The 24189-nt window shown below is 36.2% G+C and carries 24 protein-coding genes; 22 read left to right on the top strand and 2 right to left on the bottom strand.

Translation table 11 applies throughout. The annotated features are described in order from the left end of the window. Positions 1-56 precede the first annotated feature (56 nt). Together B2Z27_RS13390 and B2Z27_RS13385 are read left to right on the top strand one after the other, a co-directional pair. Positions 57-1127 (top strand): mechanosensitive ion channel family protein, encoded by a 1071-nt coding sequence (locus B2Z27_RS13390; RefSeq protein WP_099190375.1) that lies wholly within the window; start codon positions 57-59, stop codon positions 1125-1127. 9 nt (positions 1128-1136) lie between these two features. Continuing rightward, complete coding sequence (locus B2Z27_RS13385; protein ID WP_286814027.1) at positions 1137-1976, top strand: N-acetylmuramoyl-L-alanine amidase-like domain-containing protein; 840 nt, start codon at positions 1137-1139, stop codon at positions 1974-1976. Here B2Z27_RS13385 and B2Z27_RS13380 read toward each other — a convergent pair. Next, entirely contained in the window at positions 1973-2869 is an 897-nt protein-coding gene (locus B2Z27_RS13380; RefSeq protein ID WP_058104434.1) for a helix-turn-helix transcriptional regulator, read from the bottom strand. The genes B2Z27_RS13385 and B2Z27_RS13380 overlap by 4 nt on opposite strands. Positions 2870-3061: 192 nt before the next feature. Between B2Z27_RS13380 and hemA the strand changes: the two genes are divergently transcribed. The 8 genes from hemA to B2Z27_RS13340 are packed head-to-tail and all read left to right on the top strand — an operon-like array spanning position 3062 to position 10578. Further along, entirely contained in the window at positions 3062-4318 is a 1257-nt protein-coding gene (hemA, locus tag B2Z27_RS13375) for a glutamyl-tRNA reductase (RefSeq protein ID WP_286814026.1), read from the top strand. Next, entirely contained in the window at positions 4315-5895 is a 1581-nt protein-coding gene (hemC, locus tag B2Z27_RS13370) for a hydroxymethylbilane synthase (protein ID WP_286814025.1), read from the top strand. Before hemA ends, hemC begins: the two co-directional genes overlap by 4 nt. 43 nt (positions 5896-5938) lie before the next feature. Continuing rightward, a complete protein-coding gene (locus B2Z27_RS13365; protein ID WP_286814024.1) occupies positions 5939-6295 on the top strand; it encodes a four helix bundle protein in 357 nt (118 codons plus the stop codon). A gap of 37 nt (positions 6296-6332) precedes the next feature. Continuing rightward, the gene (gene hemE / locus B2Z27_RS13360) at positions 6333-7364 is read left to right on the top strand and encodes a uroporphyrinogen decarboxylase (RefSeq protein WP_286814023.1); all 1032 of its coding nucleotides are present in this window, start codon (positions 6333-6335) and stop codon (positions 7362-7364) included. Between the two features lie 42 nt (positions 7365-7406). Then, positions 7407-7949 carry a GNAT family N-acetyltransferase gene (locus B2Z27_RS13355; RefSeq protein ID WP_286814022.1) on the top strand — a complete coding sequence of 181 codons (543 nt, stop codon included), beginning with the start codon at positions 7407-7409 and terminating at the stop codon, positions 7947-7949. Continuing rightward, complete coding sequence (hemF, locus tag B2Z27_RS13350) at positions 7939-8841, top strand: oxygen-dependent coproporphyrinogen oxidase (RefSeq protein WP_286814021.1); 903 nt, start codon at positions 7939-7941, stop codon at positions 8839-8841. Before B2Z27_RS13355 ends, hemF begins: the two co-directional genes overlap by 11 nt. Then, the gene (locus B2Z27_RS13345) at positions 8832-9776 is read left to right on the top strand and encodes a DUF4421 family protein (RefSeq protein ID WP_286814020.1); all 945 of its coding nucleotides are present in this window, start codon (positions 8832-8834) and stop codon (positions 9774-9776) included. Before hemF ends, B2Z27_RS13345 begins: the two co-directional genes overlap by 10 nt. A 13-nt stretch (positions 9777-9789) precedes the next feature. Then, the gene (locus tag B2Z27_RS13340; protein ID WP_286814019.1) at positions 9790-10578 is read left to right on the top strand and encodes a PhzF family phenazine biosynthesis protein; all 789 of its coding nucleotides are present in this window, start codon (positions 9790-9792) and stop codon (positions 10576-10578) included. 1 nt (position 10579) lies between these two features. Here the strand turns inward: B2Z27_RS13340 and B2Z27_RS13335 are convergent, their stop codons facing one another. Continuing rightward, positions 10580-13222 (bottom strand): DEAD/DEAH box helicase family protein, encoded by a 2643-nt coding sequence (locus tag B2Z27_RS13335; protein ID WP_286814018.1) that lies wholly within the window; start codon positions 13220-13222, stop codon positions 10580-10582. A 159-nt stretch (positions 13223-13381) separates the two neighbouring features. On the opposite strand from B2Z27_RS13335, the gene B2Z27_RS13330 reads away from it, so the two are divergent. The 12 genes from B2Z27_RS13330 (at position 13382) to B2Z27_RS13275 (ending at position 24155) form a co-directional block, all read left to right on the top strand. Next, the gene (locus B2Z27_RS13330) at positions 13382-13534 is read left to right on the top strand and encodes a hypothetical protein (RefSeq protein WP_167342549.1); all 153 of its coding nucleotides are present in this window, start codon (positions 13382-13384) and stop codon (positions 13532-13534) included. 20 nt (positions 13535-13554) lie between these two features. Further along, on the top strand, positions 13555-14544 hold the full coding sequence (gene hemB, locus B2Z27_RS13325; protein WP_286814017.1) for a porphobilinogen synthase: 990 nt from the start codon (positions 13555-13557) through the stop codon (positions 14542-14544). A gap of 12 nt (positions 14545-14556) precedes the next feature. Then, positions 14557-15900 (top strand): serine hydrolase domain-containing protein, encoded by a 1344-nt coding sequence (locus B2Z27_RS13320; RefSeq protein WP_286814016.1) that lies wholly within the window; start codon positions 14557-14559, stop codon positions 15898-15900. Positions 15901-15937: 37 nt separating this feature from the next. Beyond that, positions 15938-17062, top strand: coding sequence for a CNNM domain-containing protein (locus B2Z27_RS13315; RefSeq protein WP_058104446.1), 1125 nt, complete (start codon positions 15938-15940; stop codon positions 17060-17062). Between the two features lie 8 nt (positions 17063-17070). Further along, complete coding sequence (locus B2Z27_RS13310) at positions 17071-17547, top strand: methylated-DNA--[protein]-cysteine S-methyltransferase (RefSeq protein ID WP_286814015.1); 477 nt, start codon at positions 17071-17073, stop codon at positions 17545-17547. Between the two features lie 370 nt (positions 17548-17917). After that, positions 17918-18970 (top strand): hypothetical protein, encoded by a 1053-nt coding sequence (locus B2Z27_RS13305; RefSeq protein ID WP_286814014.1) that lies wholly within the window; start codon positions 17918-17920, stop codon positions 18968-18970. A 155-nt stretch (positions 18971-19125) separates the two neighbouring features. Next, entirely contained in the window at positions 19126-19530 is a 405-nt protein-coding gene (locus B2Z27_RS13300) for a hypothetical protein (protein WP_286814013.1), read from the top strand. Positions 19531-19960: 430 nt separating this feature from the next. Further along, the gene (locus B2Z27_RS13295; protein ID WP_286814012.1) at positions 19961-20956 is read left to right on the top strand and encodes a restriction endonuclease; all 996 of its coding nucleotides are present in this window, start codon (positions 19961-19963) and stop codon (positions 20954-20956) included. Between the two features lies 1 nt (position 20957). After that, positions 20958-21533, top strand: a complete 576-nt coding sequence (locus tag B2Z27_RS13290) for a hypothetical protein (protein ID WP_286814011.1) — start codon at positions 20958-20960, stop codon at positions 21531-21533. Between the two features lie 169 nt (positions 21534-21702). After that, the gene (locus B2Z27_RS13285; protein ID WP_286814010.1) at positions 21703-22155 is read left to right on the top strand and encodes a WapI family immunity protein; all 453 of its coding nucleotides are present in this window, start codon (positions 21703-21705) and stop codon (positions 22153-22155) included. Positions 22156-22477: 322 nt separating this feature from the next. Beyond that, positions 22478-22969, top strand: coding sequence for a hypothetical protein (locus B2Z27_RS13280; protein ID WP_286814009.1), 492 nt, complete (start codon positions 22478-22480; stop codon positions 22967-22969). Positions 22970-23570: 601 nt separating this feature from the next. After that, positions 23571-24155 (top strand): hypothetical protein, encoded by a 585-nt coding sequence (locus tag B2Z27_RS13275; RefSeq protein ID WP_286814008.1) that lies wholly within the window; start codon positions 23571-23573, stop codon positions 24153-24155. Positions 24156-24189 lie beyond the last annotated feature (34 nt).

The following is a 24189-nucleotide window of genomic DNA, read 5'->3' as shown; positions in this document are numbered from 1 at the left end:
TAGTGTTATTTTGTTTTAGTAAGTTGTAGAGCATAGAGATCTATAACCCATTTTATATGAATACTTTTTTTGATACGGTACCAAAAAGTGCACTTTACTTCTTTATAGCTTCTACCCTTGGCGTTCTAATTGCCTATTGGGTCATTTCCTTTTTCATCAAAAAATATGGTAAAGACCCTAAATATCTACTACCAAACGGAGCATTCAAAAAAATTAGTAGACCCATTTTCTTGATCATATTCTCGATTTGGTTGCGATCGGAGTCTATACGAACTTTATTACAATTAGAAGAGCATGATTACTGGTTTAAGAAAACAAGTACTATTCTCTTTATTGCATCTTTAACCTGGTTGTTGCTCAATTTATTAAAGATTATAAAAACTGTAATTGTCAGTAACTATGATGTTCACGTAGAAAATAATTTGAAAGCCCGAAAAATCTACACACAGTTCAACATACTGGAACGTATATTTATTTTTACCATCATTATATTGGCCATTGGCGCAGTTCTTATGAGCTTTGAAAGTATACGTGAGCTGGGTGTCAGTATTTTTGCCTCTGCAGGTGTTGCTGGTATTATTATAGGTTTTTCAGCACAAAAAATGATAGGTACCGTGTTAGCTGGTATTCAAATTGCCATTGCGCAACCTATAAAAATTGATGATGTGGTCATCGTAGAAGGTGAATGGGGACGAATTGAGGAAATAACATTGACCTATGTTGTGGTAAAAATTTGGGACAAGCGAAGGTTGATCGTGCCCACCACGTACTTTATTGAAAAACCATTTCAAAACTGGACCAAAACCTCATCTGATATTTTAGGAACCGTATTTCTTTATACCGACTATACTGTCCCTTTTGATGCCTTGCGTGAAGAACTGACCAAGATTTTAAAAAGCACAGATTTATGGGACAAAGAGGTTAATGTACTTCAAGTAACCGATAGCAAACAAAATTGTGTAGAAATAAGAGCCCTTATGAGTGCTAAGGACTCGCCCACTGCTTGGGACCTACGTGTTCATGTTCGTGAAAAGCTCATTACCTTTTTACAGAAAAATTATCCTGAGAGTATTGCCAAGAACAGGGTTTTATTGGAAAAATCTACGGAAGAAAATAACAATTCATAATTTAGCTTAATGAAACATATATTCTTGATTCTTTTTCTTTGTGGGTGCATTTCAGTTCAAGCCCAACAAATCACCTGCTCCCCAAAAGACAGCACGGCTGTAGAAAGCAAACTAGTTGAAATCGACGGAATGTATCAGGGTGATTTTGGCACAACTATGGTAAACATTGGTAAGTCGTTTATGCAAACTCCGTATGTTGCCAAAACCTTAGAAATTGGCGATACAGAAACTTTAGTAGTAAATCTACAAGGGTTGGACTGCACCACATTTGTTGAGAATGTGCTTGCTTTTTCCCTTCTGCTCCGTCAGCAAGAAATGTCCTTTGACGCTTATTTAAAAAATCTTGAAATTATACGATATAAAGATGGTGCTTTAGACGGATATGCCTCTCGCCTTCATTATTTCTCTGAGTGGATTGCCAACAATGCCGAAAAAGGGCTTCTTAAAGATATTACCGGTGAAATTGGTGGCGCAGCAATCACGAAGGATATCAATTTTATGAGTACACACCGAGATTTATATCCCTTCTTGGCAGATGATGTCAATTTCTCAAAAATTAAAGCTTCAGAGAACTATTTAAATAATCAGGCTATTTGTGTACTGGCCCAAGATGATATTGCAGCCAACGAACATTTAATACAAACCGGTGATATTATTGCTTTAGCAACTTCCATTAACGGTTTAGATGTTACCCATACGGGTATTGCCACCAGAGAAAAAGATGGTAGAATTCACTTACTACATGCATCAACCGGGTCTATGGAGGTTGAAGTATCAAAAAAACCTTTAGCAGATTACTTAAAAGGAATTAAAAGCAATACAGGTATTATGGTGGCAAGACCTCTTTAAGCAGTACCACCCGCCAAGGCCAACAAGTATTTTTTAGGTGTTGTATTGTACTTTTTCTTAAACGCCGCAATAAAGTGACTAGAGGTGCTATACCCAACCCTTAACCCTATTTCATTCACATTATACTGACCGGTTTCTAATAACCGCTTTGCATAATCCATCTTATGATCAAATAAAAAGCTGTATACAGAATCTCCATAAATTTGTTTAAAACCTTCTTTTAAGCGTTTTAAACTCAGACCTACTTCACTTGACAGTTCTGCCAATGTTGGTGGTTCGGCCATATTTGCCAAAATAATTTCTTTGGCTTTCTTGATTTTCTTTACGTTTTCCTCATCTGCCAAATACGGGCACTGTTCAATATCTGCATTGGGACTTCTATTAAAGTACAAGGCAATCAATTCATAAATCTTACCTTTTACGTACAACGATTTTATAGAAGGATGTAGATTATAATTCACGATCTGACTTAATATAACGGCTATAGAGGGTGAAAAAGGTTCTTGTGCATAGTACTTTTTTTCTTTGTTATCTGCACTTAAAAACGGAATATAATCTGCCTCTGCCGTAAAGAGGGAGTGAAATTTTCGTAAGGTCATCACCACAGAAACCAATGAGGATTTTGGATTAAGGTCCAAATTTAAAGGAAGGTCTAATTGGGTGTTATACAACAGTAAAGAATTCTCTTCCTTAACATCTAGACTATAATTTCCTTGATTAAAATTATAGGCTCCGCTTCCCTTAAGACAGAAGTGAAACTGTATGAACCGCTTATTGATATCACGGGTATACTGTACCATCCTATCCTCCTCATTCTGAAACTTTAGCACATAGAATCCGTCTTCTATCAAAACCTCATCGTATGACCCTTGAGCGTTACTTTTATCTTCCATTTTTCAATTTCTATTTTTATTCTATTTAGAAAGCATCTAAATAAAACACCTACTATTCGCTGATAACACTATAAAATTATAGCTAATTAACTGATAAATGTCATTTTTTATCCAAAAATTCGGCAGACGACATTAATTGTACCTCTAGCGTTGTTTTTATTGAATTGATGACCATATTTTTGTACCCGCTTTATGAAGGACTATCACATTTCTAAACACAACTCCTTTTACACCATTGGCCTTAACTATAAAAAGGCCGATGCCGAGGCCCGTGGTAAATTTAGTTTAGACGAAATTGCCATTGGTAAATTACTTACCGAAGCTAAAAAGCAGGGAATAGATGGTTTATTGGCCACCTCTACCTGCAACCGAACCGAGTTACACGGTTTTGCCCAACACCCTTTTCAACTTATAAAATTATTATGTGACCACTCTAACGGAACCGTTGAAGCTTTTCAAGAAGTGGCATATGTCTACAAGAACAAAGAAGCGATCAATCACTTGTTTCGTGTAGGTACAGGTTTGGACAGTCAGATACTTGGGGATTTTGAAATCATTAGCCAACTAAAGCAAAGTTTTAAGCGATCTAAAGAATTTGGTATTGCCAATCCGTTCATTGAGCGTCTTTGCAATAGCATCATACAAGCCAGTAAACGTATTAAAAACGAAACTGAGATTTCTTCCGGAGCTACATCGGTAGCCTTCGCATCTGTACAATACATTATGCGTAACGTTGAGAATGTATCGGATAAGAACATCTTATTATTTGGTACTGGTAAGATTGGTCGCAATACGTGCGAGAATTTAATAAAGCACACCAAAAATTCACATATCACCCTTATCAATAGAACCAAAGGTAAAGCTGAGCAAATTGCGGGGAAGTTTAACCTTATGGTAAAAGATTACGGCGATTTACAATCGGAAATAAGAAAATCGGATATTCTGGTGGTTGCCACAGGTGCACAAAAACCAACGATTACCAAAGAATTGATCTATACCAATAAACCTTTATTGATATTAGATTTGTCCGTTCCTAAAAATGTTGATGCTTCCGTTTCCAATATGGACAACGTAACCGTAATCCATTTAGATCATTTATCTCAAATGACCGATGAAACTTTGGAACGCAGAAAACAATACATTCCAGATGCAGAAGCTATAAATGAAGAAGTAAAGCATGATTTCAACCAGTGGTTAGAAACCAGAAAATTTGCTCCTGTTATTAAAGCTTTAAAAAAGAAATTGAAGACCATTAAAGATGAGGAGCTTGACTATCAATCTAAAAAAACGGTAGATTTCAATTCGCAACAGGCAGATGTGGTTACCAATCGCATCATTCAAAAAATAACCAAACAATTTGCAAATCATCTTAAAGATGACTCGGTAGATTCCAATTCAAGTTTAGAATTTATCCAAAAAGTTTTTCAATTAGAATTGGACGAGAAATGAGTAAAGTAATACGATTAGGCACACGCGATAGCGAGTTAGCGCTATGGCAGGCAAATACCGTAAAAGACCAACTACAAGCATTAGGTCATACCGTAAAATTAGTTCCTGTAAAATCTACGGGAGACTTAATTTTAGACAAGCCTTTGTATGAATTAGGTATCACCGGGGTGTTCACCAAAACATTGGATGTTGCCATGATCAATGGCGATATTGATATTGCCGTACACTCCATGAAAGACGTACCCACTGCCCTGCCGCAAGGGATTGTAAAGGTCGCTGTTTTAAAACGTGGCAATTACATGGATATCATGGCATTTAAGGACAATGAAGAGTTTTTGGGAGCACGTGATGCCGTTATCGCTACCGGTAGTTTACGTAGACAGGCACAATGGCTCAACAGATACCCAACACACACTGTTGTAGATCTAAGGGGCAATGTAAACAGCCGTTTGGAAAAGTTGTACAATAATGAATGGAACGGTGCCATTTTTGCCGCTGCAGGCCTGGAACGTATTGGTTTAGAACCAGAGAATACCATTGGTCTTACCTGGATGTTGCCCGCACCTGCCCAAGGAGCTATTATGGTAGTAGCCATGGAGGACAATGAAGAAATTCGTGAAGCATGTGCACAACTGAACCATGAGGAAACTGATACCTGTGTTACCTTGGAAAGACAATTTCTTAGGGAACTGGAAGGTGGTTGTAGCGCACCTATAGGGGCACTATCCTATATCAACAAAGAAAATATTGTAACGCTTAAGGGCGTATTATTAAATGTTGATGGAAGTAAAAAATTAGAAACAGAGCTAACTGCACCACTGGGGAAACATCAAAATTTAGGTATAGATTGTGCCAAGACCATTTTAGCACGTGGTGGTAGACGTTTAATGACAGAATTGGCAAGTGCCGGAGCCGAAGTAAACATTTTCTCTACAAAGAAACTTACACCTCAACAGCAACTTAGCCTTAATATTTCTGTAAATGTGGATTCAGATGATTTCATAAAAATCAATTTTAATCGTATTTCTCCGATTGTTCTTAAAAAGGAGCATAAGAATGTAGTCTTCACCAGCAAAAATGCCGTTGAAGCAGTATTGGCAAGTAGAGATGTGTCCGAGTTAAATTTTGAGAATATCTATTGTGTAGGTAGAAAAACAAGACGATTTATAAAAAATAAGTTTGGCAAAATAACGCATTACGAAAACAATGCGAAAGACCTGGCCAATCACTTAGTGGAATTTATTGATGGTACAGAAGTAACCTATTTTCACGGAAATCTTAGCTTGGAAGAATTGCCTGTTATTTTAGAGGAAAACAATATTACGGTCAATGCCATTGAAGCATATAGAACAAAATTATCCGGTAAGTCCATATCAGAATCTGTAAAAGGCATCATGTTCTTTAGTCCGTCTAACGTTGAAAGTTATCTTCAAGAAAATTCGGCAGACAAAATTGCGTATTGCATAGGCGAAACCACTGCAAAAGTGGCCAGGGAACATTTCACAGAAGTAAAAGTTGCCAAAATACCAACGGTAGAAAGTGTTATTGAATTGGTGAATGCGGATTATGAAGATTAGCACATGGCTTTTGGCTGCTAGCCTTTGGCTTTTTTAATAAATTATGAGGGACTTTAAAAAGCTTGAAATATGGAAAAATGGAATTACCATAGTTAAGCATGTTTATAGTCTAGTTCAAAAGTTGCCAAGCGAAGAAAAATTCGGACTTAAAAGTCAACTTTCTAGAGCTGCTGTTTCAGTTCCTTCCAATATTGCTGAAGGATGCAGCCGAAATAGTGAAGTAGAATTTAAACGATTTTTAGAGATTGCACAAGGTTCTCTTTTTGAAGTAGAAACTCAATTAATAATATCAGAAGAATTGAAATTTTTAGATAGTGACGAGTTGAAATCCATTTTTGAATTGATTTCAATAGAATCTAAAATGATTAATAGTCTAATTAGTAAAATAAAAAATAGCTAAAAGCCAAAGGCTAGCAGCTAAAAGCTATTGAAAGAATATGAGCTTAAAAAACGACCTATTTCTAAAAGCATTAAAAGGTGAGACTGTAGAAAGACCACCAGTGTGGATGATGCGCCAAGCGGGTAGATATTTACCTGAGTTTATGGCAATCAAGGAAAAATATGATTTCTTCACAAGATGTCAGACTCCTGAATTGGCATCTGAAATTACGGTACAACCTATTCGTAGATATGGTATGGATGCCGCTATTCTTTTTAGTGATATTTTAGTAATACCACAGGCCATGAACATTCATGTGGAAATGAAACCGAATTTTGGTCCGTATTTACCAAATCCTATTCGGAATCAGAAAGATTTGGATAGCGTAATTGTTCCAGATGTTCACGAAACCTTAGGGTATGTAATGGAAGCTATAAAAGCAACCAAAGAAAAGCTGAACGATGAAGTTCCCTTGATCGGTTTTGCAGGTTCTCCTTGGACTATTTTATGCTATTGCGTACAAGGTCAAGGCAGCAAAACGTTCGACAAGGCTAAAGAATTGTGTTTTACACAGCCCGTGGTTGCTCATGAATTGCTTCAAAAAATTACCGATACCACCATTGCCTATTTAAAGGCTAAAGTAGCTGCTGGTGTAAATGCAGTACAGGTATTTGATTCTTGGGGAGGTATGTTATCACCAACAGATTATCAAGAATTTTCTTGGCAGTACATTCAGCAGATTATAGATGCTTTAAAAGACGAGGCTCCTGTCATTGTTTTTGGTAAGGGATGTTGGTTCGCTTTGGGCGATATGGCACAATCAGGTGCATCTGCATTGGGTGTAGACTGGACCTGTTCGGCAAGAAATGCACGTTATTTAAGTGGTGGCAAAATTACCCTTCAAGGAAATTTTGATCCTGCCAGATTGCTTTCTCCACCGGCAGAAATCAAGAAAATGGTTCACCAAATGATTAACGAGTTTGGCAAGGATAGCTATGTGGTTAATTTAGGGCACGGTATTTTACCCAATGTTCCAGTAGAAAACGCGAAAGCCTTTATTGACGCCGTAAAAGAATATAAGCCGGCTTAATTCCAATCGTTTATAACATATAGCCGAAATTACAGTAGCATCATGAATTCTTTTCAACTACCAGATTTCGAAATTAACCCTATATCGGAGCGAGACGGGTGGCGATTATGTGATTTTTGCTGTGCAAACGAAAATCACTTAAGCAAATTTTTCCCTAGTACACTTGCGTCAAATTTAAATCCTACCTTGTCCAAGCTCTTTGTTGAAAGGAAAGTCAGCGAGTTTATTAAACACGAGGAATATCTATTCACCCTAAAAGAGCCTCAAAACCGTAAAATAATCGGGCTGGTGTATGTAAAAGCTATTGATCTTGCTAAAAATGAAGCAGAATTAGCCTATTGCATAGACTATAACCAAGCCAATAAAGGATACACCACTATTGCGGTAGAAACCATTTCTAAATGGGCATTACAATTACCGAATATTAATACGTTACGGATTCTTGTACACAAAACGAATATTGGTAGTATTAGGGTCGCAGAAAAATGTGGTTATCTTTGGAAAGAAACCTTAAAAAAATCCTTTACCCCACCTAACGAAAAACCGTTAGATATGGAACTTTACGTTTTAGAAAATGAAAGATAAATTTTACGCATACATACAACAACTTCAAGATACGATAACCGCCAAATTAGAAGAAGTAGACGGTAAAGCTACTTTTCAAGAAGATATCTGGAAACGCCCGGAAGGTGGCGGTGGTAGAACCCGTGTTATAGAAAATGGGGCAGTGTTTGAAAAAGGAGGCGTAAATATTTCTGGCGTTCATGGCGAATTGCCCGATAGTATGAAAGCATATTTTAAAGTGAAGGAAGGTAATTTCTTTGCATGCGGATTAAGCTTGGTCTTGCACCCAAAAAACCCTATGGTGCCTACCGTTCATGCCAATTGGCGTTATTTTGAATTGTATGATGAGCAAGGTGAAATTGTTGATCAATGGTTTGGTGGTGGTCAGGATCTGACTCCATATTACCTTTTTGATGAAGATGCCGTTCATTTTCACCAAGTGTGCAAAACAGCATGCGACAAACATCAGCCAACATTTTATGATACCTATAAAAAAAGATGCGATGAGTATTTTTGGAACAGCCATAGAAATGAGGCGCGTGGACTAGGCGGTTTATTTTTTGACTATTGCAAAGCTACTCCTGAGATGAATATGCAACAGTGGTATGACTTTGTTACGGAAGTAGGTAACAGTTTCCTATCATGTTATGTACCTATCGTTATAAAACGTAAAGACCTTGACTACACTAAGGAACAAAGAGATTGGCAAGAGATTAGAAGAGGAAGGTATGTAGAATTTAATCTAGTCCATGACAAAGGAACTTTATTCGGGTTAAAGACGAACGGCAGAATAGAAAGTATCTTAATGAGCTTGCCTCCACATGTACAATGGCGTTATGATCACCAACCCGAAAAAGGCAGTGAAGAAGAACGTTTATTACATATTTTAAAAGCACCAAAAGCATGGGTTTAAGGGTACTGCTTTTTTTGGGTATATTTTGCTCAATTAGCTGGTGTACCGCTCAAAACTCTCACTACAAGGAAGACTTCCCTGATAAAATAACACTTCGACTAGCGTTACAGACGACTTCCAATAGTTTTACGCTTAGAGATAAGATAACACGTAACAAAACGGAGTTTATACCCAATGACAAGAGCTATTTGGGCTTGTCCATTTTATTTCGGTTTTTAGAAGTTGATCTGGGTTATGCCCCCAATTTCCTTTCGGAAAATAAGGATAACGGAGACTCTAAATTGATCACCTTTAATATTAGAACATTCTTTGGGCAGTACATGCAGACCATAGATTACTACAAGCAAAAGGGGTTCTTTATACGCACACAAGATATCACCTTGCCCATAGATGACTTAAAGACCTTAAAAATAGGCGGAAGTTCTAGCTACATCTTTAATCCGGATTTTTCATTTAGAGCCATCGGTTTTCAGAACGAATGGCAAAAACAAAGCGTAGGTAGCTTTATTCCCAGCATAACGTATTACTATACCAAATTTAAATTGGAAGATTCGCTGATTGAGAATCAATTGGAAAAATCGTTCAAAATGGCTATTGGCCCCGGCTACTATTATAATTGGATATTTGACGAAAATTACTTGCTTTCTGCTGGTGCAACCGGTGGTTTAGGTTTCAATTATTCAAGTACGGACGGTGAGAACTCTTTTAACGGCTTGGCACAATTGGTTTTCAGAATGACGGGCGGATATAATTCCGAATCCTTCTTTGGCGGTGTAAATATCAATACGCAATTATTGAGTCATACTTCCGATGAGAATTTTATTTTGGACGATTCCATCAGTTTTTTAGAATTCTATGTAGGGTTTAGATTTGATGCCCCTAAAAAATGGATCGCTAAAGCCGATGAGATAAGTCGTAAATTTGGTATAGAATGATAATCTTTATCCCATGAAGCAAAAAATTTATCAGATCGATGCGTTTACTACCACATTATATGGTGGTAATCCTGCAGCGGTTTGTATACTTGAAAAATGGCTAGCAAATGATACCATGCAAAAGATAGCCGCTGAAAATAATTTAGCCGAAACTGCTTTTGCCGTTGCCAAAGATGATCATTATGAGTTACGCTGGTTTACCCCAGAAGTTGAAGTTGATCTTTGTGGTCATGCCACGTTGGCAACAGCCTTTGTACTCTACAATTACTATGGTTTTAAAGAAAATACCCTACGGTTTATTTCCCCAAGAAGCGGAGAATTATTGGTGCAAAAAAACGACTCGGGATTATTAACAATGGACTTCCCTACTGACGTTGTAACTTCTGTTACAGAACAACCAAATATCACGGAAGCAATAGGAAAAAAACCTTTGGAAATTTTTAAAGGCAAAACCGATTACATGCTTATTTATGAAACCCAGGAGGAAATAGAAGCCATGCAACCAAATTTTCATTTGTTGAACGAGTTGGATTGTAGAGGTGTCATTATTACTGCAAAGGGTAACGATGTAGATTTTGTATCACGCTTTTTTGCTCCGCAATGCGGTATTCCAGAAGATCCTGTTACCGGATCTGCACATACCACCTTAACCCCATATTGGTCAGAAAAATTGAACAAGAAAAAATTAACTGCCAAACAATTGTCTGAGCGTGGTGGCGATATACAATGTGAATATCATGAAGACCGCGTAAAAATATCGGGTAACGGGGTTTGTTATTTGGTTGGGGAAATAAACATTTAAACTATTTCCAGGTAATGGTCTTTTTAGATACCTCCTCAAATTGATATTTTAGATGGGCAAATCTAGCCTTTAACAGCACTTTTCTACCTTTTAAGGTTCTCGTAAAAAGTATTTTAGAGCCATCTACATGTGCATTCCAATGTTTTTGAAAAATCAAAGCTTCGGTTTTGTTTTTAGCTACTTCCTTTGGAACTACGTAGTAATTTCTAATGTTCAACTTTCGCTTAAACCAATTACTGTTTACCAATAGATAACGTGGATTGTCAATGGGTGCTATAATATCTTCTAAAAGAGAAATAAAAACATTACCATCATATTGGCTAGCATCTTTTAAATAGATAGAAAAAGTTCCTTTTAAATTCTGTTCGGCATGTATTATAGCCTTTTTAGATTCAAAGTACGGAGTCTTATCATCTAGCAAATACCCCAACACCGCTTTTGCTATCTTCTTTGTTTTCTTGTATTGATTGCCAAATAGAAAGTAAAGCTTTAATGCTTTAAATGTTTTGGGTCCAAAACCAAGAAGAAGGGCTGCGCAGAATATATAAAAAACCTGCAAAATGCCTTTGCCCAAAACGGCACCCATATTTTTAATTAAAAATTCAGGAACAAACATAGACACCCCTAAAACTACTTCTAGCATCACATACTTACCTGCATTTAAGGCATGTAATTTTTTTGTTTTGGCAAAAGGCTGATCACCGGCAGATGGTATCTTAAGTTCGCGCACCAAAATGGAGCCTTTTTCAATGGCGTGATTCCATCTATATGCAAAGTCAGATTTCTGTTGTGCCGTTTCTAGCATTTCTGCGTTAATCGTTGCTAAATGGGTAGTTTCATTCCATTTCGGAGGCAATACCAATCGGTCTATTCCGTTAGAAATATAAATTTCATCACGAAGCGACACCCCTGTAAAGGCTTCAAAACGTTGCTGCAGTTTTTCCATGTCTTTACCACCATCGGTAGCAGTTGGGTCCAAACAGGCCAAATGCCATATAGTACCTGTTTTATCAGGATTATTTGCATCTACACGAATGGCGCGACCTCGCATTTGATTGGAAGAAACAAAAGAACCTACATAAGATGCCAAGATCAAGGTATTAATACAAGGAGCATCCCATCCTTCGCCCAGAAAAGCTTTTGTACCAATCAAGGTTTTTATTGCTCCATCTTGAAATAACTGCGTAATGGACTCTGCTATTTTATGTTTAAGCGTATCGGGTACTTGTATAAAAAGATACCCAACAGCACCCTCAACAGCCTGCACATGCAGCTTTTCAATAGCTAAAAGCGCTTTTAAGTTTGGCAAAACAGTTTCATGCAATAGCACCAATGACCCTGTTAACACACCAAGTTGTGCATAATCACTTTGCTTGGCCAAAATGTATTTGAAAATAGGCACTACCCCAAGCTTGTTTAAAGCTTTAGTATCGCTTCCTTCAAAATTTAAAAACTCCTTTCGGATAAAATCAGCCAAAATGACCGTTCTAGCAGCATCACCAAAATTGGCATTGGTACTATTTACAATTTGATAAATACTTTCAAGCTTGCTAGGGCTATTGGATAAGTTTCTATACAAAACCTCATCACCAACAAAATTTACCCGCTTATTTTCGAGAACCCCTATACGCTTTAGTTCCTTTTCCAAAGGCAATAAAATTGCTTCAAGAGCACTAAATGCTTCCCGCTGATCCACCAATAAATGCTGTAACAATGCTTCTGACCATTCATAGGTAAAACTGGGAAAGTTTACATCGTTGTTAGAAAAACCAAGAATTTTTAAGTTCTGCTCATTTACGGCATAACCACAAGCATTCAGATAAATAATAACCGAACTAAAAAAGGTTGGGTTTTGATAGATATATTCCAAAGATTCCTTTGGGTGTACATAGAAATCCTGAGTGATCAACGCTTCTTGTAACTCCTTATTTGCAAGAAGTTGATTGGTAAAATTTAAAATTTGCTCACGGTAGTTGACAATGTATTTGATCTGTGCCTCCTCAGGCTTGGAGAAATACACAAAATCTTGATGCGGACAAAGGTCTCCGTTCTTAATAAGATCTGGTACTGCAATTTCATCATCAATGGGACCGCATAAACTAAAATAACGATTGATTTCAGTTGTAGAACTATCGTAAGGCGGAGTTGCGGTCAACGAGACCACCGTTAGTCCTTCTATTTGCTTTAAATGATAAAGGCATTGCCACCATTCATTTTTAAGGTGATGCGCCTCATCTAACACCAAGGTTTCAATGCCATGGGATGTGATAAAATCTAACAGCTGTTGTTTCTCATTTTCATCAAAAGACTTGGTTAAGGCAAATAACGATTGATAAGTAGAAAAGGTAATTAAGCTAGGTTTTTTTAGGTCTAAGGAATACTGATCAAAATCTTTATGGACCGTAAAAAAATATAACAACCTAGAACGCCATTGGTTACGTATGGTCAATGTAGGCGCCAAAACCAAAGTTGGTTTACCTATACGAATTAGAATTTCTAAGCCAAGTATGGTTTTGCCCGATCCCGGTGGTGCAACAACATGTAAATGCTCGTCTTTAATATGGCTTTGAAAACCATCCAAAAAATTTTGTTGATAGCTACGCCATGTATATTTGAACTTTAATAGTTCTCTGAATTTTTGCATCAAGAATCAATTATCGGCTAAGCCCATAAAAAGAAGTAATAACCACTGTAGCTATTCTTCAAATTCCCCTATTTTTGTAAAACTTCAAGAGATGCACGTTTTATGGCATAATAACTAAGGCTTTAAAGCGATTGAGCGTTTGAATTTAAATATTCGAATATGGCAAAAAAAGGCAAGGCCAAAAACACGTTGAACAAAGCAAAGCATGCCAAGCTAATGGATAGAAAGAAGAACAAATTGAAGAAGGAAGCTGCGCTTAGAAAAGAACGGTTAAAGAGCATCATTAAAAAAAGTCAAGAATCTAAAAAATAAAGGAAACAAAAAATAGAATTATGTACCCACTTATACGCCCCAGAAGATTAAGAAGTTCAGAAGCTATACGCAGTTTGGTTCGTGAAACCATTATTTCACCCAACGATTTTTTAGTACCGTTATTTGTAGTGGAGGGTAAGGGAATTAAGGAAGAAATACCTTCTATGCCCAATTATTACCGACTTAGTTTAGATAATTTGACCAAAGAGGTGAAAGAGCTTTGGAAAATGGGTTTACATTCAGTGCTATTATTTGTTAAAGTTCCAGATAACTTAAAGGATAACAAAGGTTCTGAGGCCTTAAATGAAAACGGATTAATGCAATTAGCGATCAAAACCGTAAAAAATGCATGTCCTGATATGTTGGTGATGACAGATGTTGCCCTGGACCCCTACTCCTCTTACGGGCATGATGGTATTGTAGCCGATGGCGAAATATTGAACGACGAAAGTATTGAGGTCTTGACCGAAATGAGCGTATCCCACGCCAAGGCCGGTGCAGATTTTGTTGCCCCTAGTGATATGATGGACGGTCGTATTCTCAGCATTCGTGAAGCATTGGAAGACGAAGGCTACTTAAATACCGGTATTATGGCTTACAGCGCTAAATATGCCAGTGCTTTCTACGGTCCGTTTAGGGATGCCTTGGATTCCGCCCCTGTAGATATCAAAAATGTACCTAAGGATAAAAAGACCTATCAAATGGATTATGCGAATCGGTTTGAAGCTATTCGAGAAACGCAGTTGGATATTGATGAAGGTGCGGATATCGTGATGGTAAAACCAGGATTGTGCTATTTGGATATTGTTCGTGAAATTAAAAATGAAGTTGATGTTCCCGTTGCGGTATACCAAGTTTCAGGTGAATATGCTATGGTAAAGGCAGCCGCAGAAAAAGGATGGTTAGATCATGATGCCGTTATGATGGAACAATTGACCGCTATTAAAAGAGCGGGTGCCAATATCATAGCTAGTTACTTTGCCAAAGATGCCGTTAAATTATTAGGTTAAAGAATAGTTTACATGCGTAATTATTTATATATACTTTTCGGTTTATTTTACGCTGTTGGCTTTGCACAGGTTGAGCGCACTACACCGTTGCTGCTTCCGGTGGGTTCTAGTTTACAAGAATCTTCCTTCAAGGCCTACGCATTGGATTCTGCCTTTGTATATCGCAATATAGATAGTATTATAACAAATGGTATAAAAAACAACGCTTTCCCCGGTGCACAAGTTTTAGTGGCTAAAGAAGGAAACATCATTTTTCACCATGCTTATGGCTATCATACCTATGACAGCATTCAGCCTGTAGCATTGAATGATATTTACGATCTAGCATCGGTCACCAAAATATTAGGTCCCTTACCTGCGATCATGAAATTGGTAGATGAAGGCAAGTTGGATTTAGATAAACCTTTTAGCACCTATTGGAAACCTTGGAAAAGGCATAAGGACAAAAGAAACATTACGCTACGGGAGATTTTGGCGCATCAAGCAGGGTTAGCACCTTACATTGTATTTTTAAGCAAGACCTTAAAAAATAACGGTCGGTTTAAAAATAGGTTCCTTCGTAATAAAGCAAATCGCCACTTCAGCAATCGGGCTTTTAAAGACATCTATGTTAAAAATAGATTCAACCGAAAAATGTACCGTATCATCAATCGTTCTGAAGTAGCTGCTGATAAAAAATATAAATATTCCGGTTTATCATTTCTCATATTTCCAGAACTGATCGCTCAACTAACGGGCATGCCCTACGAGCAATATTTGGAGGAGCAATTTTATAAACCACTTGGTATGAAAACCTTCGGGTTCTTACCCAGCACCAAGAACTTTAGCAACAACATTGTACCTACCGAGATAGATACCCTGTACAGACATACCTTAACGCAAGGTTGGGTGCATGATGAAAATGCATCGCTCCTGGGCGGTATTTCAGGGAATGCCGGTCTATTTGGTACAGCGCAAGATTTAGCGATCATTATGCAAATGTATGTACAGGGCGGCCTTTATAATGGCAAGCAGTACCTCTCCAAGAACACCGTGCAAGAATTTACAAGTGTACAATATCCTGCAAATGATAATAGACGAGGTTTAGGTTTTGACAAGCCCTATTTAAAAAATGACCAGTTTACCCTGGCAAATGCCTATCCTGCGCCAGAAGTGAGTGCCACCAGTTTTGGTCATAGCGGCTTTACCGGCACTTTTGTTTGGGCGGATCCGGAACATCAATTGGTATATATTTTTCTATCGAACAGGGTATTTCCAACCCGTGAAAACCGTAATATTTACGACCTAAATATACGCCCCGCCATTCAACAAATATTTTATAGCGCATTTGATAGATCAAAACAGCACGATCATTAGTATATTTATCAATATCTTAGATTTCTAAAACAACCCTATGGGCTTACTTATATTTTACGCATTCATATCCATTTTCTTCTCGTTCCTGTGTTCTATTCTAGAAGCAGTATTACTGAGTATTACCCCAACGTTCATCAATGTAAAAATGAAGGAGGGCAAAAGCTATGCAACAACGCTAGAGGCATTGAAAAAAGACGTGGATCAACCCTTGATCGCTATTTTGACCATCAATACCATTGCCCACACCGTAGGTGCAATTTTGGTTGGTGTACAGGCAAAAGCGGCGTATGCAGAGCTGTACGGTAGTGAAACCAGTTCTATTTTTGGCATAGAATTTACTGAGGATGTTATGGTAGGTGTGGTTTCAACCATCATGACCATACTTATTCTTGTGGCCTCTGAAATAATACCGAAGACCATTGGGGCAACCTACTGGAAACAATTGGCGAATTTTTCTACCAAGGCCTTGAACATTATGGTGCTGGGGCTTAAATATACCGGTCTACTTTGGTTGTTGCGCCTGTTTACCAAAATGGTAGGCGGTGGCAATCACCATGGCAGTGTATTGAGTCGCGAAGATTTCCATGCCATGACAGATATGGCACATGAAGAGGGTGTGTTTGAAAAATCGGAATCTACCATCATCAAAAACCTATTGAAATTCGATGAAGTATTGGTGAAGGATATTATGACACCACGTGCCGTAATGAAAATTGCATCCGATGAAAAGACCATTGCAGATTTCTTTGAGGACAACCCTAAACTACGCTTCTCTAGAATACCCGTGTATACGGACAAAATAGATAACATTACCGGTTTTGTTCTTAAGGACAACGTTCTTGAAGAGATGATCAATAAGAACGGCGACATTCCTTTAAAGGAAATCAAACGAGAAATCCTGGTTACACGTAGAAGCACACCGATCCCTACGTTGTTTGAGATATTCATTCAAAAACGCGAAGCTATTGCCCTTGTAGTGGATGAATATGGCTCCGTAAGTGGTTTGGTCACTATGGAAGATGTTATAGAAACCCTACTGGGACTAGAAATCATGGATGAGAGCGACAATATTGCCGATCTGCAGAGTCTTGCACGAAAAAACTGGGAAACACGTGCAAAAGCCACGGGAGTGATTGAAAAACCCACATCGCCGGACGAATAATTGGGAACATGGAGGATATTGCGTACATAAAAACCCCTTTAGGCGTTGCCAAAATTGTAGGCGATGCGGAAGGAGTGTCCGCCATTACCGTACTCAACTCAGATGAACCTTTAACCGATGTGATACCGGAATCCCTAGAAGATGCCGTATACCAACTCAACGAATATTTTGAGGGAGCAAGAACCGAGTTCAATTTGACCTTGAACCCCGTGGGTACCGAATTTCAAAAAAAGGTTTGGGTAGAATTACAGAACATACCCTACGGGAAATCAAAATCCTATTTAGAATTGGCAAAGGCGTTGGGAGACCCCAATGCCACCCGTGCCGCAGCATCTGCAAATGCCAGAAATCCGTTATGGATCGTAGTGCCCTGCCACCGAGTAATCGGTACCGATGGATCACTTACCGGTTACGCCGGCGGTCTACACAGAAAACAGTGGTTATTGAACCACGAAAGCCCCGTAAAACAGCAAAGTTTGTTTTAAATCAGCTTCTCTATTTCATCAAAAAACAAACTACTTGGTTTGTTCATTACCCAAGACACCCATTTAACTTCATACACCTTGTATTTTATCGATACAATTGTGATTGCTGTCGTTACTTTCTGTAACTCTAAACCCTCTTTACAAGCAAAAAACAGACTGGTTGGTTGGTTCGCTGTTTTTAATCATTTCTTAGGTAGACTCGATCAATTTATGGTGATTATGGTTTACAGTATTGGAATATGAGGTGATATTTGTAGGTTTATTCTTAAGTAGTATATTAGTGAAGAATTCTACAAATCAATTATATAAATACTCATGAATATTTGAGCATATACGTAATTGAACTTATACATGATCGTTAAAATTAATTATGAAACTATCTCAATACCTATTCATCATTCTATCTTTAATTGTTGTCTCTTGCACCAATGACAAGGATGAAATAGAGCGTGTCTATCTAGAATATAAAAATGCTCTTAAAGTAGACGATGGACAAAAAATTGTCAATCTTCTGGACAAGAGTTCTCATGTATATCTTAAAAACTTACATGCTAAAATCATTTCATCCGATTCTTTTGAAATATCAAAAATAAAATACATAGACAGGTTTAATATACTTTCAGCAAGGTCACTATTACCAAACGATTCTTTATTAAGCCTCAAAACAATAGATTTATTTGAAACTTTATTTTCAAATGGTCGTTTTGAATATCAAAAAACTCTTTTTAGAGATTATCATATTATGAAAACAAGTTTCAATGGAAATAAAGGAGTTCTCACACTAAATAATGGGCTAAAATTTGATTTTAACAAAGAAAATGATGAATGGAAAATTAACTATAAATCCATTAACGACTCAAAAAATGATGTTATTAAAGAAACTTTGAGTTTTGTTAATGTAAACAACCTGCAGAAACCTAATACCAACGCGATAAATACTGTTTTACTTAGAGAAATTGGAAATAAAACTACCAAACCATTTAATTTGCTTTTTTGGCCCTTACATAATGGTGTAGACGATTTATATTTTAATTATCATTTTTCCGAAAACCTTGAATGTGACCAAAACCAAACTTGGGCCTCAGTTAATAGACCAAGAATATTGTTTTTTTTATCTGATTCTGAATTAGATAAGCAATTTTATTCAACATTTAAGGAGAGTTTTGAATTTAGAAAATTCTGTAAAAATCTTTATAGCGTGACAGCATTGACTAAAGATTGTTTTGCCGGTAATACATACTTTAAAAAATTTAATATCAGCACTGTACCTCGCATAATTGTACTAAATGAAGATAACGAAGTGGTTCAAGAATCAGGCGGCTATTTCATTACCCCAGAAATGTTCATTGAAAATATAGACAAATCTGGTGAAATCAATTATGATATATCAAAAATTCAGAAAAAGGCTAATGCTGAAAAATAGGCTTTGTTCATATGTAGCGGTAATTAACTAACATAACAAATACTTTCGGTTTATAACAAGGCAAAAATTACTTAGAATATAAAAGTTATTTACCCTAAACGCTCATAGATGAAGAGTATCTGGGATTCAAAAATAATCTATAAAAAACAGGTGATATGAAACAAAAATTAATATTCGGAATTGCTGCTATCTTGTTTTTAAGCCTTGTATCGTGTGAATCTGATGAGCCTGTTGGTAAATGGGACGACAGTATAAAGCTTTCAAAAAAAGAAGTAAATTTTAGTGCAGAATCAGATTCTGTGATTATAACAACTGAAGGCAATTGGTGGTGGGTTAGTGAAATTTCCCTGAATGGAAAAATGCTAGACTTAAATGGCATTGATACAACAAAGGAAAATTTCACCATTGAAAAAACGGAATTCTCTTTTGAAAGAAAAAACTCAACGGAGATTTTTATTTCAATGCAGCCGAACCCAACTGAATCTGAAAGGATTCTAATAATTGGACTACAAGATGGCAATTATTTTGATGGCATAAAGATTTTGCAATCAGGAAATTAAAAATACGCCATATAACAACAGTAACCGTTGTACAAGCCATTGATCAGAAATTAATACGATTGATACAATCCTTTTCAAAAGGCTTTTTTTAGCCTGTTAGTAGTTGAACGTCAATTTTCAGTACACCTAAGAAGAACTTTTCAGGTATTGAACCAGGTCAAGCTTCCAACATACTCATCTAATTTTTCAATTTAAATGGTTCCGATACAATTACAATTACTGTCGTTACTTTCAACAAATTACAACCCATTTTACGATCAAAAACCGACTACTTGGACGTTTCGTTATTTTAAAGGCAACTCGCTTCAAATTTATATAACTGACTCATTACTATGATAAAATTTATAGCTTTTATGGTTTCCCGTAATAGAGATCGGGGTGATTATTGTAGGTTTATTCTTTAATACTATATTAGTGAATAGAAAAACAAATGTACATATTCCGCAATATTGGAGAATATGTGCAATTGTGTACATATACAATAGTTGGCATTCATTTAAGAGAAACATTGAGCTTTAATAAGAAAATATCAGCAAATTCGATTTTAGCATTAAAAGATGCTTTGGCTGCAATCTTTTATAGAAAGAAAGATTTGAGGCAATTTATCGAGCTAACAATTGAAAATACAGCAATTATTTCAACAATTGATTGGGTTGAAAACATAAAATATGAAAGTGTTTCCCAGCTAATTGACCGAATGGTAAAACGCCAAGACCTTTATCAAACTGACTTACTAAAATTAGTTCAAGAGGTTGGAAATATGAATGACTTTTCTCATTTAGATTATTGGGAAAAAGAAAATAAAGGATTAATTAAAAAAGCGCAAACTGCTGTTACCAAATTAAGAAAGCAAGCGAAAGGTTACTTTGACACAATTGAGGAATTAAAAAAAGCGGAAGAAAGAAGAGAAACCACAAAAGAGAAGTTAAATAATAGTATTGCTTATCAGCAAAAACTAGATGAATTGAAAATGGAATTTTATTCCATTGCTTCTAACTCTAACTCTCAACAAAAAGGATTTCAATTCGAGAAATTTTTAAATAAGCTGTTTGTGTTCTTTGATTTAGACCCAAAATCTGCATTTAAAGTAACAGGAGAACAAATAGATGGAGCATTCACCTTTGACAATGCCGATTATCTTTTAGAAGCTAAATGGCAAGAAAAAGCAGTTAATGCATCTGACTTGTATACTTTCGGAGGCAAAATCCAAGGCAAATTAAAAAACACTTTAGGATTATTTATTTCGCTTGGACCATATTCTTCAGAATGTACAGAAACAGGAAGTCCAGTCTTGAAATCTATGATTCTGATGGACGGAATGGATTTAATGCAAGTATTAGAAGGTCGAGTTAGACTTAATGATTTGATTTTAATTAAAAGGCGTCACGCTTCGCAAACAGGAGACATTTATTACAAAATGGGATAGAATGATAAATCAAGAAATAAAAAACTTTTGCGAAAATTGGATTGAGAAAACAAAAGCTTATAGCAATGATAATTTGCAAGACGTATTTGATAAATTCTTTACCCTTTTTGTTGTCTATAATCGCCTATATGTTGAAGCTACATTTAGAATGTCGAATAAAGGACAAATAAATATTCAAAACAGAAATTCATTTCCAGACCCACAAGCAGCAAAAAATTATGTTATACAGTATCTAAATAGTAATGCCATAAATGATACTTTTAATGCTGACGAAAATTGTTTACACGCAATCGAAAGACTTAAAGATATAATCAGGAATCACGAATTCAACATTAAACTGAATATGGTAACTGGAAATCCAGAAAGAGACAAAGATTTAGAGCTTCTCTCGAAAATGGAAGCAAATCATACTGATAGAAAAATCAAGGCAATTGCTGATTTTATTTATTCAATCAGGTGTAATGTATTTCACGCCCAAAAAGGATATGTCCAAAATCAAATTAATGTTTTGAATCCTGTTAATACGATACTTATAAAGTTGATTGAGCTATTGTTCGATAAGTTGAAAAACGAATAAAAAACGAAATGCCAACACCGTGTATAATTCATTGCTAGTAATAGCCTACTTACGAAAATCCGAGAGGATTTTCTATTCGGTTTGTATTTGCTAATTTAGTTGCTTAAAACACGCAACTAATCTTATACAAACACGTTGTGCGCAAGCTGAAAAAACCAATCTGAATTAAATGATATTTAAAGGAATAAATAACCAAATCGTTGAATTTAAAATAACGAATTATCAGTTTCCTGAAATAAGTGATTGTGAATATGACTCAAATTGGTTGTTGGTTTATTTAAAAGTAAAAAGTAATTGCGGAAATTGGGAAACGATTGACCCATCACTGTTGACAAGAGATTTAAAAGAAATAATCCAATGGTTTGAGAAACTCTCAAATGACATTGAAACGGATTCTGATTCGCTTGTGTTTATGGAACCGAATTTGAAATTTGAATTAATAAAAAATCAATCGGATTTAAAAACTGTGCGACTAAAATTTGACTTGGAATCTCGACCGCAAAATGCAAATGATAATAAAGAATATTATGTTGACTGCGAAATGGGCAATGCGGAATTGAAAAAAGTTGCGAAGGAATTGACTAAAGAATTAGAATCGTTTCCCGAAAGAGTAATCGGATGAAAAAAAGCCAACAAACAACAAAGCCTGAACGTAATGCAGAGTTTAGAGCTTAATCGAATAGTCTTGTATATTCATGAATTCACTACCCCGATAGCTATCGGGAATAGATTTAGCTTTGGAAAAGAAAAATAAAACTAACCAATAAGCTTTAGCTTCGTGCTAAGACGGAAACGAAAAGTTTCCTTGCCTCTGCACTACGCTTAGCTTAATCGTTGTGCGTAATTTGAGGAAAACTCGTTACTCATCCAAAACATTAATTTACTCATTATGATTTTTGAGATTTGAAATAGCAAAATACATTTGAGTAAATAATCATAAATCAATGAATAGACTAATAATATTCTTTCTTTTAATATCATTCGGTGCAATCGGACAGAATGAAAATCAAAGTTCGGAATACTTTAAAATGACGGAAACTGATTCGCTGTATTACATAGCGATTGAAAAATACATCGTGGAAATCGATTCGTTTTATAACAAATATTCTAACCAAAAACAGCCGAATAAGATTTTTATTGAATACCAAGACTACTTAATGAAAATACCTGATTCAATCAACGGATATGAAATCAAAAAAATCGGACTTGGAAACAGAAAGAAAGTGTTTAGAAAAAATAGAAACAAATTGAGGTACGTAAAAATATTTCCTTTGTCAATATCAGATGGACAGTTTGACATAACTCTGATTCCATACTTTGCGGAACTGAAAGGAGGAAAGAATTTGCATTTGAGTTTAAGTGATTGGACGAAAGTGTTGTTCAAATTTAAAAACAGACAACTGACTTATGAAAAGACTGAAAACGGTGGAATATAAAAAACTACGCACAACAATGGTAACCGTTGCACAAGCCTATAATAGAAATAATCACTATCGATATAAGCCTCTTCAAGGGGCTTTTTTTATGTCATGTCAGAAGCTGAACCTAAATTTTGGGTGCGCCGGAGAAAGGCTTTTCAAGTTTTGGACCATGATTTTTACGAATAATGGCAGGGCAAGCTTTCCTGCCCCACTTTTCGGGTATTTGTTCTCGAATTTCAGGTATTCCTGCCTGCCGGCAGGCAGGTCTCTAGATTGTAGGCGATCGCCGATAGGTGCATGACCTTGTTCGCGTGTGCGAGCCCGATGGTATTTATCTTCCTCAGACTTATAAATTGGTTCAGACCCACTTAATTTTAACAATAAAAAATAAAACGGTTGGTCAGTTCGCTATTTTTAGTCATTTCTTAAGCAGACTTAAATAATTTATAGCCTTTATGGTTTTCCGTAATGGAATATGTGTTGATAATTGTAGGTTTATTCTTTAATACTATATTAGTGAACAGAAAAACAATTGTACATATTCCGCTATATTGGAGAATATGTGCAATTGTACACATATGCAATAGTTGTGAGCAAGCTGAAAAAACAATCGTAATTGAATTCAAACTTTGAAATTTTAAAAGGACTTCCACCATACGGAAAAATGTATGTGCCAATTCCAGAAGGAAATTGGTCAGAAGGTCTGCCTGTGGAATTCACAAAAGATGACGGAACAAAATGGGTTGCGAATATTGAGCACGGAAAAGAAGGATTTGACTATATCAAAGAATTAAAACATCCGACTGAAATTCTTATAATTTCAAATGGACAATGCTTTGTCATTGACAGAAACCAAGAAAAAAGCATTGTTGAATTTGGATTTGACTTTAAAAAAGTAATCGAATTTGAGAATAAGTATTGTCTGATTGGAAATCGGAATATTGCAATAATCGAGAATTCAAATAATTATAAGTTTCACGAATATGTTTGTCGAGATTTCATAGACAATGTCAAAATTGACAACGGAATATTAAGCGGAATTTTTAATGAATATAACGCTTGGGACAAGTATGACAAAACGGAATTCTTTATTGACCTTGACTCATTTGAATTGACCAAAGCGAAGAAAGTCTTTAAACCAAAAAAAGTAACTGAAATAAAAACAACGGAATCAAAAAAGTGGTGGGAAATATGGAAATAAAGCCAGCTCACAACAACGGTAACCGTTGCACAAG

The sequence above is a fragment of the Maribacter sp. UBA3344 genome (assembly GCF_002362375.1).
Taxonomy (GTDB): domain Bacteria; phylum Bacteroidota; class Bacteroidia; order Flavobacteriales; family Flavobacteriaceae; genus Maribacter; species Maribacter dokdonensis.
The sequence above is the reverse complement of the archived record's forward strand: the minus strand, read 5'-3'. Positions and strand labels throughout refer to the sequence as shown.